Origin of the sequence: Kaustia mangrovi (assembly GCF_015482775.1) — a bacterium.
Taxonomy (GTDB): domain Bacteria; phylum Pseudomonadota; class Alphaproteobacteria; order Rhizobiales; family Im1; genus Kaustia; species Kaustia mangrovi.
Genome location: NZ_CP058214.1, coordinates 1,263,966 through 1,278,005, shown reverse-complemented (window position 1 = coordinate 1,278,005; position 14,040 = coordinate 1,263,966). Strand labels below are relative to the sequence as shown.

Annotated in this window: 14 protein-coding genes; 11 read left to right on the top strand and 3 right to left on the bottom strand. The window is 68.4% G+C overall.

The features are described from left to right. Positions 1-14 precede the first annotated feature (14 nt). Complete coding sequence (locus HW532_RS06065; protein WP_213163533.1) at positions 15-689, bottom strand: DUF4396 domain-containing protein; 675 nt, start codon at positions 687-689, stop codon at positions 15-17. 211 nt (positions 690-900) lie between these two features. On the opposite strand from HW532_RS06065, the gene ftsE reads away from it, so the two are divergent. From ftsE to HW532_RS06025, 8 genes are all read left to right on the top strand, one after another. Next, positions 901-1,560, top strand: coding sequence for a cell division ATP-binding protein FtsE (ftsE, locus tag HW532_RS06060; RefSeq protein WP_213163532.1), 660 nt, complete (start codon positions 901-903; stop codon positions 1,558-1,560). Continuing rightward, positions 1,557-2,534, top strand: coding sequence for a cell division protein FtsX (locus HW532_RS06055; protein WP_213163531.1), 978 nt, complete (start codon positions 1,557-1,559; stop codon positions 2,532-2,534). Before ftsE ends, HW532_RS06055 begins: the two co-directional genes overlap by 4 nt. A 27-nt stretch (positions 2,535-2,561) precedes the next feature. Continuing rightward, complete coding sequence (locus HW532_RS06050) at positions 2,562-3,281, top strand: YdcF family protein (protein ID WP_213163530.1); 720 nt, start codon at positions 2,562-2,564, stop codon at positions 3,279-3,281. Between the two features lie 90 nt (positions 3,282-3,371). Then, positions 3,372-4,073, top strand: a complete 702-nt coding sequence (locus tag HW532_RS06045; RefSeq protein ID WP_246479575.1) for a lysophospholipid acyltransferase family protein — start codon at positions 3,372-3,374, stop codon at positions 4,071-4,073. Between the two features lie 89 nt (positions 4,074-4,162). Further along, complete coding sequence (locus HW532_RS06040) at positions 4,163-6,529, top strand: adenosylcobalamin-dependent ribonucleoside-diphosphate reductase (RefSeq protein WP_213163529.1); 2,367 nt, start codon at positions 4,163-4,165, stop codon at positions 6,527-6,529. Between the two features lie 263 nt (positions 6,530-6,792). Continuing rightward, positions 6,793-7,800, top strand: coding sequence for a TRAP transporter substrate-binding protein DctP (dctP, locus tag HW532_RS06035; RefSeq protein WP_213163528.1), 1,008 nt, complete (start codon positions 6,793-6,795; stop codon positions 7,798-7,800). 85 nt (positions 7,801-7,885) lie between these two features. Beyond that, positions 7,886-8,359, top strand: a complete 474-nt coding sequence (locus tag HW532_RS06030; protein WP_213163527.1) for a TRAP transporter small permease — start codon at positions 7,886-7,888, stop codon at positions 8,357-8,359. Continuing rightward, positions 8,356-9,654, top strand: a complete 1,299-nt coding sequence (locus HW532_RS06025; protein WP_213163526.1) for a TRAP transporter large permease — start codon at positions 8,356-8,358, stop codon at positions 9,652-9,654. Before HW532_RS06030 ends, HW532_RS06025 begins: the two co-directional genes overlap by 4 nt. A 124-nt stretch (positions 9,655-9,778) precedes the next feature. Here the strand turns inward: HW532_RS06025 and HW532_RS06020 are convergent, their stop codons facing one another. Then, entirely contained in the window at positions 9,779-10,210 is a 432-nt protein-coding gene (locus HW532_RS06020; protein ID WP_213163525.1) for a hypothetical protein, read from the bottom strand. A 263-nt stretch (positions 10,211-10,473) separates the two neighbouring features. Between HW532_RS06020 and HW532_RS06015 the strand changes: the two genes are divergently transcribed. Continuing rightward, positions 10,474-11,688, top strand: a complete 1,215-nt coding sequence (locus HW532_RS06015; protein ID WP_246479574.1) for a winged helix-turn-helix domain-containing protein — start codon at positions 10,474-10,476, stop codon at positions 11,686-11,688. Positions 11,689-11,720: 32 nt separating this feature from the next. Next, positions 11,721-12,248: a hypothetical protein gene (locus HW532_RS06010; RefSeq protein ID WP_213163524.1), complete on the top strand. Its 528-nt coding sequence runs from the start codon at positions 11,721-11,723 to the stop codon at positions 12,246-12,248. 13 nt (positions 12,249-12,261) lie between these two features. On the opposite strand, the gene HW532_RS06005 is transcribed toward HW532_RS06010, so the two are convergent. Next, a complete protein-coding gene (locus tag HW532_RS06005) occupies positions 12,262-12,813 on the bottom strand; it encodes a gamma-glutamylcyclotransferase (protein ID WP_213163523.1) in 552 nt (183 codons plus the stop codon). Positions 12,814-12,959: 146 nt separating this feature from the next. Here HW532_RS06005 and HW532_RS06000 point away from each other — a divergent pair, with 146 nt between their 5' ends. Further along, complete coding sequence (locus HW532_RS06000) at positions 12,960-14,015, top strand: DUF2125 domain-containing protein (RefSeq protein ID WP_213163522.1); 1,056 nt, start codon at positions 12,960-12,962, stop codon at positions 14,013-14,015. Positions 14,016-14,040: the final 25 nt, after the last annotated feature.

Here is a 14,040-nt window from a genome sequence, read left to right as displayed (position 1 = left end):
GGCAGGGCGCCGGATCACGCATGGGCATGGTCCGTCCGGCGCGGGTCCATCATGCCCTCCTTCACGCCGAAGCGGAGCAGCGCGAGATTGACGGGATAGGCCGCGAACAGGCCGCAGGACAGCGAGAACACCAGCGAGGCCCAGAAGAGCGGCTCGGTAATGGTCGCAGCCGCGGCCAGCCACAGATCGATGCCGATGGCCGTCACCTCCATCACGGTGATGCTCGGCGTCTCCGCCACGAAGGCGTCCCACAGGGCCTCGCGCAGGGGGACGCCGCTCTGCGCCATGGGGCCGACGGTCAGCGCATAGCCGGCCAGATAGGCGAGTACGAAGGTCGTCCCCGCGACGGCCCAGTTGCCGAGCGAGAGCAGGCCGGCTGCGATGACGACACCGGCAATCTCGCCGGCGCCGCAGCCCGAATAGCAATGGGCGACGGACCGGAAGGCGCGCCGCCAGATCGAATCCGTCGCGATCTCCTTGCGGCCGGTGGTCCAGTAGACGGCGAGCCCGATCGGACCGGAGTAGATCACGGTCAGGCCCCACACCGCCTTCATGAGCGGCATGAGATGCGCGTTGCGCTTCCGGATGTCGAGACCGAGAACGGCCAGCGACACGAGCATCGCGCCGACCCAGAGCGCCAGGACGGCGGGATGCGTGATGAAGGCCTTGAAGGCGTCGATATTCGCCACGATTGTCCTCCTTTGCCTTGGGAAGACAATGCATGTGGCGGGCAGGACGTTCCCTCGCTTGCGGCGCGGGATCGGAGCGAGGGGCCCGTTGCGGCGAATGAGCCAAGCCGATTGCACGGACCGGGGCGGCGATTATGATCGGGTGGTGTTCGCGGGGGGTGATTCGAGCAACGTTCCGCGCAATGACGAATTTCGACGTAGAGGGCGACCGGTGATCCGTTTTGAAAATGTCGGTCTGCGTTACGGCAGCGGCCCGGAGATCCTGCGCGATGTGAGCTTCGAGCTGGAGAACGGGACGTTCCATTTCCTCACCGGGCCGTCGGGTGCGGGGAAGACCTCGCTCCTGCGCCTCCTGTTCCTGGCCATGAGTCCGACGCGCGGGCTGATCACGCTGTTCGGCCACGACGTTTCCGTCGTGAGCCGGCGGCAGCTGCCGGAGCTGCGCCGCCGCATCGGTGTCGTGTTCCAGGATTTCCGCCTGCTCGACCACCTGTCCACATTCGACAATGTGGCGCTGCCCCTCAGGGTGCGCGGCGAGCGCCCGGACCGGTATCGCGACAATGTCATGGAGCTGCTCGACTGGGTGGGCCTGGCCGAGCGCGCCTCCGCCTTCCCGCCGGTCCTGTCGGGCGGTGAGAAGCAGCGCGCCGCCATTGCGCGCGCGGTGATCGGCCAGCCGGAGCTGCTGCTCGCCGACGAACCCACCGGCAATGTGGACCCCGCGCTCGCCCGGCGCCTGCTGCGGCTGTTCGTGGAGCTGAACCGCCTCGGGACGACGGTGGTCGTGGCGACCCACGATCCCGCCCTCATGACGGATGTCGGCGCGCCGACCCTCAAACTTCACAATGGCGAGCTCAGCGAGGCCGGATGAGCATTGCAGGCGAAGGCAGCAGCGGCGTGGCGGACCCGCGCGCAAGGGCCGGTACGGCCCAGGGTGGCCGTGGCGCAAAGCCGGCCTCCATCATGCCGGAAAAGGCGGTCACGGGCCGCACGCTCACGCTCGCCATGGCGCTGATGTGCTTCCTGGCCTGCATCGCTCTGGCCGGCGTCCTTGTGATCTCGCGTGCCGTGACCCTGTGGAGCACCGATATCTCCCAGGAGGTGACGGTGCAGATCCGCCCCGCCGACGGCGAGGATATCGACCGGCAGATCGTCTCCGCCGTCGCCATACTGGAGGCGACGGAGGGGGTGGCCGGCGTGCGTGTTCTCGGGCGCGACCGGGCGGTGGCTCTTCTGGAGCCGTGGCTCGGCAAGGGGGCGGTTCTCGACCAGCTTCCCATTCCCCGGCTCGTCGCCGTCGAAATCGATACGGAAAATCCGCCCGATCTGGCAGCGCTGGGCGAGGCGCTCGAGACCCAGGTCCCCGGCGCGACGCTCGACACACACCGGCAATGGCAGGCCCAGCTTGCGCGAACGGCCGGCACGCTGAGCCTCGTCGGGTACGGCGTTCTGGCGCTCATTTCCATGACCGCGATGGTGATCATCGCGTTTGCGACGCGCGCGGCCATCGACGCCAACCGGACCGTCGTGGAGGTGCTCCATCTGGTGGGCGCGCGCGACCGGTTCGTGGCCGGCCAGGTGCAGTGGCACTTCCTCAAGCTCGGTCTTCGCGCCGGCATCGCCGGCACCGCGGTCGGCGTGGCCGCGCTGGCGCTTCTCGCCCTTCTGGGCACGAGCGATGTGCCCGGCGGCTTGACCGAGGCGACCCGGGCGCTCATCTTCGGACCGGTCGACCTGACGGCGACGAGCTATCTCCTGTTCCTGCTCGTTCCGGTGGTCGCCACGCTGATCAGCCTGATAACCGCGCGGTTCACGGTCATGCGCATTCTCAACGATGTTTACTGACGGGCCGTGATGTCCAGCGAGGATTGTTTGAACCGGCAGACCCCGACGAGATCCGACCGCACGAGCGAGGCGGGAAGCCCCGACGACGCCATGGCGTCCGGCCCGCAGAGGCCGCGCCGGCGCAGGCGGCGGCAGCTCCTGATCGGCCTGATCGTCGCCAGCGCGCTCGCCGTCGCGCTGCTCGTCGGGTTCATCTCCTTCGTCAATCGCGTCCTGGTCGCGGAAGGGGCGGAGGCGCCCGAGGCCGATGGCATCGTGGTCCTGACGGGCGGCCAGTCGCGCATCGAGGAGGCGTTGCAGCTTCTGGAGCGCGGAAATGCCCGCAGGCTGCTGATATCCGGCGTCAATCCACGCACGACCGTGGACGAGCTCCGGCGCGAGAACGGCCATGCCGAGGACGGCAGCATCTTCGATTGCTGCGTCGATATCGGCCGGCTTGCGCTCGATACGGAGGGCAATGCGGCGGAGGCAGCGGAGTGGGCGCGCACCCATGGCTTCAAGAGCCTGATCGTCGTGACCAGCGACTATCACATGCCGCGCAGCATGGTGGAGTTCTCCCGCCAGATGCCCGAAGAGATCGAGGTTCATTTCCATCCGATCGTCACGATTTCCATGCAGCGGATTGCGGCCGAGCCGCAGATCGTGCGGATTCTCGTGATGGAATACGGCAAGTATCTGGCTGCGCTTGCCAGAACCTTCGTGCTGTCGCCGAAGCCGCTCGACGGACAGGCCGGGAGTCCGCAATAGCGGCGCCCCGGCGACCGCCCGCATGCCTGCCATGACAGACGCCAGCCCCAAAGCCCCCGGCCAGCCGATCTGTGGACCGCCCTGCGGTCCGTGCTGTTCAACATCGTCTTCTATCTCAATCTCGTTGTCTTCATGATCGCGGGCCTGCCGGCCTTTGCGTTGCCGCGGCGCACCGCCTTGCCGCTCCTGAAGGCCTGGGCGCGCGTTTCGGGCTGGTGGCTGAAGGTGCTGGCGGGCACGGCGGTGGAGGTCCGCGGGCGCGGGCGGCTGCCCGGCGGGCCCATCCTCGTGGCGGCCAAGCACCAGTCGCTGTGGGAGACCTTCGCGCTCCTCACCGTGTTCGACGATCCCGCCGTGGTCCTGAAGCGCGAGCTCACATGGATCCCCGTCTTCGGCTGGTATGCGCGCAAGTTCGGCATGATCCCGGTCGACCGGGATGCCGGCCCGCGCGCGCTCAAGCGCATGATGGCGGCCGCGCAGGCCGCCCTCGACGACGGCCGGCAGGTCGTCATCTTTCCCGAGGGGACGCGCCGCGCGCCGGGCGCCGCGCCAGCCTACAAACCCGGCGCGGCCGCGCTTTATCTGCGGCTCGGCGTGCCGTGCGTGCCCGTCGCGCTCAATTCCGGCCTGTACTGGCCGCGCCGCAGGTTCATGCGCTATCCGGGCACGATCGTTCTGGAGATCCTCGACCCCATCGCGCCCGATCTGGGCCGCCGCCGCTTCTCCGCGGAGCTGGAGGAGCGGATCGAGACGGCGACCGCCCGCCTTCTCACCGAGGCGGAGGGATCTTAACTACAAGGGCAGAGAGTCGGCGATGCTCCTGTACAAAAGGGGAACATCGGCTATACTGACCGGCCGTTGACTGCAAGGTCCCGTTTGCGATGACAAGCGACAGCCCCGAGGAGACACTGTCCCCGATCGCCCATGAGATCTGGGACATGAAATACCGCTTCAAGCAGGCGGACGGCACGCCGGTCGACGAGACCGTCGAGGCAAGCTGGGCGCGCGTGGCCCGCGCGCTGGCCGAGCCGGAAAGCGAGGGCGAGCGCGAACGCTGGTCGCACGCCTTCGCGCAGGCGATGGCCGGTTACCGCTTCCTGCCGGCCGGACGCATCCTGGCGGGCGCCGGGACGGGCCGTCGGGTGACGCTCTTCAACTGCTATGTCATGGGCGTCATCGAAGACGACATGGCCTCCATCTTCGAGAACCTCAAGGAGGCCGCCCTCACCATGCAGCAGGGCGGCGGCATCGGGCACGACTTCTCCACGCTCAGGCCGAAGGGTGCGCCTGTGAAGGGCGTCGGCGCGGACGCCTCCGGCCCCTTGAGCTTCATGGATGTGTGGGACGCCATGTGCCGGACCATCATGTCGGCGGGCTCGCGCCGCGGCGCCATGATGGGGACCATGCGCTGCGACCATCCCGATATCGAGGATTTCATCGCCGCCAAGCAGGATGCGCGCCGGCTGCGCATGTTCAACCTGTCCGTCCTCGTCACCGACGCCTTCATGGAGGCGGTGAAGGCGGATACGGACTGGCCGCTCGTCTTCGGCGGGGAAGTGTTCAAGACGGTGCGCGCCCGCGATCTGTGGGACCGGATCATGCGGGCGACCTACGACTATGCCGAGCCGGGCGTGATCTTCATCGACCGGATCAACGCGCTCGACAATCTCGCCTATTGCGAGACCATCGGGGCGACCAATCCCTGCGGCGAGCAGCCCCTGCCGCCCTACGGGGCCTGCCTTCTGGGCTCGGTGAACTTGGCCCGGCTCGTGCGCGAGCCCTTCGGCGAGGGCGCGCATATCGACGAGGACGAGCTCGCCGGGCTCGTGGCCGTCGCGGTGCGGATGATGGACAACGCGATCGACATCTCCCGGTTTCCGCTTGAGGCCCAGCGCCTGGAGGCGGAGTCCAAGCGCCGCATCGGCCTCGGCGTGACGGGGCTCGCCGACGCGCTCATCATGTGCCGGCTGCGCTATGGCAGCGAGGCGGCCGCGGCACAGGCGAAGAGCTGGATGGCGGCCATCGAACGGGCGGCCTATCTGGCGAGCGTCGCGCTTGCGCGCGAGAAGGGGGCCTTTGCGCTGTTCGACCGCGACGCCTATCTCGCCTCCGGCCATGTGGCGGGGCTCGACGCGGATATCCGCGAGGAGATTTCGCGCCACGGCATCCGCAACGCGCTTTTGACCTCCATCGCGCCGACCGGAACGATCTCGCTGTTTGCCGACAATGTCTCCAGCGGCGTGGAGCCCGTCTTCGCCTACAGCTATCGCCGGCGGGTGCTGCTGCCCGACGGGTCGGACCGCACGGAAACGGTGTCCGACTACGCCTACCGGCTGTTCCGGGAGAGGTTCGGCGCGGAGACGGAGTTGCCGGACTATTTCGTGACGACGCAGGAGCTCGAGCCGCGCCACCATCTGGCGATGGAGGCCGCCCTCCAGCCCCATGTGGACAGCTCCATCTCCAAGACGGTGAACTGCCCGGCCGATATCGGCTTCGAGGCCTTCAAGGATGTCTATCTGGAGGCCTACGAGCTGGGACTGAAGGGGTGCACCACCTATCGTCCGAACGAGGTGACCGGCGCGGTGCTGAGCCTCGAGGACGCCGAGGAGGCCGGTTCAGAGGCGGCCGGCCAGCCGAGCCTGCCGCTCGACGCGCCCACGCCGCCCATGGAGACCCCGGCGGAGGGCGGGGCGGACGTCGTCTACATGAAGCAGCCTCTGGAGCGCGAGCAGGTGCTGCCGGGCTACACCTACAAGCTCAAATGGCCGGATTCCGATCACGCCATCTACATCACCATCAACGACATCGTGCAGAACGGGCGGCGCCGCCCCTTCGAGATCTTCATCAACTCCAAGAACATGGAGCACTATGCCTGGACGGTGGCGCTGACCCGCATGATCTCCGCGGTGTTCCGGCGCGGCGGCGACGTGTCCTTCGTGGTGGAGGAGCTCAAGGCCGTGTTCGATCCGCGCGGCGGCCAGTGGATGGGCGGGCGCTATGTGCCGAGCCTGCTGGCGGCCATCGGCGGGGTGATCGAGCGGCACATGATCGATACGGGCTTCCTCGTCGCGGGCGAGGGCGGAGGGCTGGACGTGTCGCCGGAGGCCCGCCGGAGCGCCGCCATGGCCGTACCCGTCGCGGCACCCGCCGGCGTGCCCAAACAATGCCCGCGCTGCGCCTCCGCCTCGCTCGTCTTCCAGGAAGGTTGCGCGACCTGCCTGTCCTGCGGCTACTCGAAATGCGGCTGACGCCCGCCGTTCCGCCACGATCCGCAAGCGTGCCGGCGGTTTCTTCCAAGTGTTCTGGATTTTGAAACGTTTGCCGGCTTGTATCGCAACGCTGCCCGTTTCTACCATCATCCTGGCTCGATCCACGCGTTGGAGCCCTGAGCGCGATGCCGCAAGGCGTCCCCGCCTTCGCGGACCGCATCGCGCCCGGCCGTCCGGAACCGTTCAGACTGCGGCGGGTCCCCGCCAAGACAAGAACCCAGTGCTTTAGGAGGAACGACACCATGCTATCGGCTGCTCGCCGCATTCTTGGCGCGGGCGTGATCGCCGCATGCGCGCTCGCGACCGCGACACCCGGCTCGGCGGAGGAGGATTTCATCCTCGCCACCCCGATGCCGGAGGACCACATCATCCACACCGTTGCCAGCGCCTTCATGGAGGCGCTGCCGGAGGACTCCGGGCTCAAGGCGGAATACCATCCCGGCGGCGATCTCGGCGACTGGACGGCGCTGTTCGAGCAGGTCATGCAGGGCGCCCTGCCCATGGCCATGACGTTCTCCGCGTCGGACTTCGACAAGCGGCTCGACATCACCTTGCTGCCCTATGCCTTCGACAGCTGGGGCGAGGCGGAGACGCTGCTTGGCGCCGATGGCGAGCTCCTCAAGGTCTATGAGGAGATCTATGCCGGCCTCGGCATGAAGCTGCTCGGCATCGTTCCGGTTGATTTCTACGGCCTTGCCATGCGCAAGGGCGAGGAGCGCGCGCCGGTCGATTTCCCGAAGGACGGCGAGGGCATCAAGCTGCGCGTCGCCCCGGTGGCCATCGGCATCGAGCTGTTCGAGACCTTCGGCTTCTCGCCCGTGCCGATGCCCTATTCGGAGCTCTACACAGCCCTCCAGCTCGGCACCGTCGACGGGCGCGCCTATGCCACGCCGGTCGAGATCTGGCAGATGCGCGACGTTCTGGAGAACTACATCCTGACCAACGACGCCTTCGAGCAGGGCGTGTGGGTGGTCAATCAGGACTGGTGGGACGGCCTGGCGGAGGAGGAGCGCACCGCGATCCTGAAGGCGCGCGACGAGGCGCTCAAGGTCGCCTGGCAGCAGGCGCGCGAGAAGAGCGACGAGGTGAAGGCCCAGATCGAGGAGGCCGGCATCGAGATCGTGACGCTCGACGACGCAGAGATGGCGTCCGCCCGCAAGCTCGCGCGCGACAAGGTCTGGCCGTGGATGGAGGAGCGCGTGGGCAGCGCCCTCATCGACAAGATCCGCAAGGCGACCGCCGGCGAATAACCCCCGGAATGCCCGACGCGCGGTCCGGCCCGGAGCCGGGCCGCGCACGGCGCCCGACGGGGCGCATCTCCAACCGGAAGACAAGATGGCCACTCATCTCGCGCGAACGGGCCTTGCGGCTCTCAATGTCGCCATCGTGACGGCGGGGCTCGGCCTGACCTTTCTGATGCTCGCCCAGATCGTCATGCGCTACCTGCTCGGCGGCGGCTTTCTGGGGATCGAGGAGATCGCCGTCCTGTTCGGCGTGTGGTTCTACTTTCTCGGCATGGCGCGCGCGAGCCTCGACGGCGACCATATACGCGGCGGCATTGCGAGCCTTCTCGCCAACAAGCCCGGTCAGATCAGGTGGCTCGACCGGATCGACCTCACCGTCGTCTCTCTCGGCAATGTGATCTTCACCGTGCTGGCCGTGCGCTATTCGATCACGCTGGCGCAGTCCGGACGGGCGAGCACCTATATGGGCTGGCCGTCCTGGCTCTGGGTGGTGTCCATGGTGTGCGGCTTCGCGCTTGCCACGGTATTCGAGCTGCGCCGGCAGCGCGCGGAGGGCGGATCGTGACCCTGTTCCTCCTGGCCCTGGCCATCATCGTCGTGCTGATCCTGCTGGAAGTCCCGGTCGCCTACGCCTTCGGCCTCGGCGCGCTGGGCTTCGTCTGGGCGTCGGGGCGCAGCATCGACTACATGCTGCCGCAAGCCTTCTGGCAGATCGGCAGCTTCGCGCTTCTGGCGCTTCCCCTCTTCGTGCTGGCCGGCCGGCTGATGAATGCGAGCAGCGTGGCAGAGCGCATCCTGGCCTTCATCGACACGATTGTCGGGCGGGTGCGCGGCGGCGTCGGCGCGGTGACCGTGCTCGCCTGCATGCTGGTCGGCGCGATTGCGGGAAGCGGCTCCTCCGCCATCGCCGCCATCGGCAGCCTGATGATCGACCGGATGAGCGCGCGCGGCTACGACCGGGGCTATGCGGTGGCGCTGGTGGCCTGCTCGTCGGTGCTCGCCCAGCTCATCCCGCCGAGCATCCCCATGATCGTCTTCGCGCTCATGACGGGCATTCCCGTGACGGCGGCGTTCCTGTCGACGCTCGTGCCGGGGCTGATGATCGCGGCGGCCTACATTCTGCTCAACCGGTTCCGCGCGCCCCCTGCGGAAGCGGCGGCCGAGCCCTTCCGCCCGACGGTCTTCGCGCGCGAGCTCGGTACCCGCTTCACCGCGGCGTTCTGGGCGCTTCTCATGCCGGCGATCATCCTGGGCGGCATCTATAGCGGCCTGTTCACGCCGACGGAGGCCGCCGCCGTGGCGGTCGGCTACGTGCTGGCGATCGGTTTCGTTGCCTATCGCACCCTGACGGCCGGCGCCGTGGTGGAGGAGGTCGTGGCAGCGGCGCGGATCACCGGCTCGATCATCGTGATCCTGTTCGCGCTGTCGATCATGAGCCGGGCCATGCTTCTGGAGCAGATCCCCATGGAGATCGGCACCGTGCTCACCGGGCTCAGCGACAGCCCGTGGGTGTCGCTCCTGATCCTCAATCTGGTGCTGCTGCTCATCGGCATGCTGGTCGACGACGTCTCGGGCAGCATCGTCGCGGCCATCGTCCTGTGGCCGGTTGCCATGAAGCTCGGGCTCCATCCGATCCATTTCGCCGCCATTGTCGGCACCAATCTGGGGCTCGGCAATGTCACGCCGCCCTGCGCGCCGCTCCTGTTCATGGCCGGCGGCATCGGCAAGGCGAAGCTGCCGCACTACATCAAGCCGACGCTCGCGCTCCTCGTGTTCGGGCATCTGCCGGTGCTGCTGCTGGTGACGTTCCTGCCGGACCTGTCGCTCGCCCTGCCGCGCCTGCTTCTCGGGATCGGCTAGCGGGACCGACGGCTTCGGCTATGTCCGACCGCATGGCGCCGTCCGTTCCGGGCGCGCCGGCGCGATGCGGGGCCCGGTCGTCCGCATGCCGGATGACCGGGCCCCGCGCCCCCGGCCCGAACGCTTACTTGTGCCTTCTGCAGCAGTGGAGACCGCCCGCGCCAATCGAACCCAGCGCGTTGTTGACGGCGCCCGCAAAGGCCGCGCGTGTCGGCGACTGGGGCTCGAACCTCCGCCTTTCCCCGTCGTTATGGGTCTCGCCGACGCGCCCCGCATAGCCGAACACGTTGCGACCGGTCTCGTTCGCCAGCATCTGGGCGTTCGAGAACCAGCCGCCGGTGCCGCTGTTGCAGGATCTGAGGTCGATGGTCTTGGTATTGTCGGGAATGTTGGACGCGAGGGTCTGGGCGGCTTTCCTGCCGCTCGTGAAATTGCCGGAGCCTTCCGGCGGGGTTTCCATGACAAACGGGGCGCCATGGCCCTTGACGGTGTGGAAGTAGGTCGTGTTGCCGGGCATGGGCTGCTTGTCCTCTTGCTTCGCGATGGGCTGCGCCATTGGAGGCGCGTCGGGATCGCGTTCGCCCGTCCGGGCCGGGTGGCGGGAGGGAGGGGACGCCGGCCAACCCGAACGCGCGAACGCGATCCCGACCATAGGGGGCGGCGAGCCGATGGGCTCATCGGGATTATCAATGGTTGCCTCGCCGTCCTCGGCATTTGACGGGACGGCCTTTGCGTTCCTATTTTGTTCGGCGGACCCTGCCCGAGTCGGCAGGGCGTTCCGGATCAGGGCGGAAAGACAGGACGGGGAGCGGAATCGGCGTGGCGGAGATCACTCTTACCAACAGGCAGGCACGGCATCTCTTCCTCGACGGTCACGGGCTCTCGGACCGTTCGCTCGGGCGCGCGACGGCGGATCGGGTGCTGGAGACGGTGCGGGCCCTGGGCTTTGTGCAGCTCGACTCCATCAATACGGTCGAGCGCGCCCATCACATGATCCTCTACAGCCGGCTGACCGGCTATCGCCGGAGCCATCTGGACCGGCTGCACGGCAAGGACGCCGCGCTGTTCGAGCACTGGACGCATGATGCCTCGCTCATCCCGGTCGAGTACTTCCCGCATTGGCGCCACCGCTTCGACGAGGCGCGTGAGCGGCTGGAGAAGCCGGTCTGGCGCGCGCGGCTCGGCGACGATGCCCACGCGGTGATCCGCGCCGTTCACGACAGGGTCGCGCGCGAGGGTCCGCTCATGGCGCGCGATTTCGACGATGCCCACAAGGGCGAGGGCGCCTGGTGGGGCTGGGGGCCGTCCAAGACGGCGCTCGAATATCTCTGGCGCGCCGGCGCGCTCGCCATTGCCCGGCGCGAGCGGTTCGAGAAGGTCTACGACCTGACCGAGCGGGTGATCCCCGACGAGCACCGCAGCCGCGAACCGTCGCGCGCGGAAACCGTCGACTGGGCCTGCCGGGAGGCGCTGGCGCGGCTCGGCTTCGCGACCCATGGCGAGCTCGCCGCCTTCTGGGATCTCGTCTCCCCGGAGGAGGCGCGGGCATGGGCGGAGGCTGAGAACGGTCGCGACATCGTGGAGATCGCGGTGGAGGGCGCGGATGGGCGCCTGCGCAAGGCCTGGGCCTTCAACGAAATCGAGGGGCGGCTCGACGATCTGGCCCCGCCCTCGAAGACGCTGCGCCTCGTCAGCCCGTTCGATCCGGCGATCCGCGACCGCCGGCGCGCCGAGCGTCTGTTCGGCTTCGACTATCGCATCGAGGTCTTCGTGCCGGCGAACAAGCGCACCTATGGCTATTACGTGCTGCCCATCCTCGAGGGCGACCGTTTCGTCGGACGGATCGACCTGAAGGCCCATCGCGGGGATGGCGTCCTCGAGGCCCGGGGCCTGTGGCTCGAGCCGCGCATGCGCCTGACGCCGTCCCGCGAGACGGGATTGCGCCGTGCCCTGGACCGCCTGGCGCGCTTTGCGGAGTTGGAGGAGGTCAGGGCGGACGAGGCGTTCGGGCGGTGCAGGCGCGGCGAGGCTTGACCGGCATTCGCAAATGTTCTATTTTTGTTCTCATGATGACGCACGCACTCTCCAAATCGGCCCGGGTCAACCGCGATGGCGGTTTCGGCGACCGTTTCTGGTACTGGCGCGGCCGGTCGGGGCGCCCCTATATCCACAGCATCTATGCGGCGGATGCCTGTCCGCCGGTGCCGGGCGCGGTCTATATCGCGGTGCGCCGGGACGCTGCCGGGCGGCGCGTGCCGCTCGCTGCAGGCCGGCTTCCCGCGTTCTGCGGGCTCGGGGCGGCGATCCTGCCCGGCGCGGTGCACGCGCTCGGGCGCATCGACGAAATCCATGTGCATCTCCTGGCCGATGACGAGGCGGAGGCGCGCTCGGTGCTGGACGATCTGCGCGCGGCGCTGGGGGCGGAGGTGACGGACCCGGTCCGGCCCATGGCGCGCGACGTTCCTACCCCCTGCCGCAAGAGGGCCACGCGGCCGGCGAACCGGGTGGACCGCGATACCCAGCTCTCCCTGTGGCCGTCGGCCGGCGAGGCCGCGACGGGCGAGGGGGCGTGCGCGGCGCCGTCCCTCTGCTGAGCGGCTTTCGGGATCAGACGGTCTGCGCGGCGTCGTCCATCAGGGCGACGAGGCGTTCCAGGAGCGGGTCGGCGATTCCCATCTCGCGAAGGTGGACCACGGTATTGCGGACATAGTCCGGGCAGGGACCGGAGCGTCCATGGCCGTTCAGCACATAGGGCAATTGCTCGTCCGCCCCGATATGGCCGGCATATTGGGGATGGCGACGGTCGACCAGATAGGCGAGCGCACGGGCCTCGCGGGCGGGCGCGTCGTCCGTCGCCGGCAGGGTCACGGTGCGCCAGGCCTCGCGATAGACCATGGTGGCCTGCTCGCGCTCGCGCAGATAGGCGAGCGTCTCTTCCCATTGTTCAGGCATGACGCGAAAGGCCATGCCGCGGCAGGAGCCGCCGCGGTCGAGCCCCAGAACGAGGCCCGGCCGGTCCGGCGTGCCGCGATGCACATGGGAATAGACGCAAAGCCGGCGATGGGCGCCGACCAGCGTCGCCTCCCGGCGTTCCGCGAACGCGAAGCCCGGCCGCCACATCAGCGAGCCGTAGCCAAAGACCCAAAACTCATTCATCATGCCGCCCGAATCGTCGCTCCCGGCAGGATTGCCCGTTATCCGCGTCCCACAGCGAGCGGCGCGGGAACGCGATGGATGGCGTCTTGCGTGACGCGTGCCGTCATATAGCGAATGGACCCCGCACTGCAATGTCCAGGCCCTACAGAATGGCGCTGCCCCTTGCTCTGGTGATCGCCCTGGCGCTCGCCTGGTCGGGCTATTGGTGGTTCATGTTCTCCAAGGCGAAGGAGGAATTCGGCCGCTGGCAGGCGCATGCCGAGGATGCCGGCGTGACGCTCGGCTGCGGCAGCCAGGGCTGGGGCGGCTATCCCTTCCGCGTGGAGATGGATTGCGAACCGCTGGAGCTCTCCTGGAGCTCGCGCGACGGGACGAGCGAGATCAGGCTCGCGGGCCTTCAGACCGTCTCGCAGGTCTACGATCCCCAGCATGTGCTTGCCGCGGGCGCCTCGCCGGCAGCCATGCGCAGCCTCGATCCGGGCGCCGGCGAGCCCTCCTTCGCGCTGGCCGCGACCTACGACCCCGCCACGGCGAGCGTCCGGTTCGACCGGCACCGGCCGGACCGGCTCTCCCTCGTCGTGGAGGCTTTGCGCGCCGACATCACCGAGCGCAAGCATGACGGCGCGGGCGATGCCCGGGTCACGAACATCTCCGCCGACAGTTTCGACCTGCATTTCCGCTTCGTGGACCCGCCGCGCGACGGGCGCGCCCAGTTGGAACTGGCGAGCGACGGCAGCGCGGTCAGGGCGGAAGGCCGTGGGCTTGTCTCCGCGCTCGGGGAACCGCTCGACCTCGACCGGTTCGAGCTTCGCGCGCGTGCCGACAGGGTGCCTTACCCGATCGACAATCCGGATGTCGCCCTGCGCGGCTTCGCTGCCGATGGCGGCACGCTGACGGTGGACCGGCTGCTGGCCAAGAGCGGGCCGGTCTCCTTCGTCGCGCGCGGCACTCTGGCACTCGACAAGCGCGGCCGCGCGACCGGGGATCTGACTGCGGAGGTCGTCAATATGAAGGGCCTCTTGTCGAAATTCGAGCGCGCCGGAAAGATCGGCCGGACCGAGGCCCAACTCGCCGCCGGCCTGCTTTCCTTCCTGGAGGGCGCGACGACCGGGGACAAGGGCGCGATCAGCGTCGACATGCGGGTCAAGAAGGGCAAGATCTATTTCGGCCCCTTCAAGGTCGCCGAGATCCCGCCGCTGTTCTGAGGACGGATTGCCGGAAAGGGGAGGA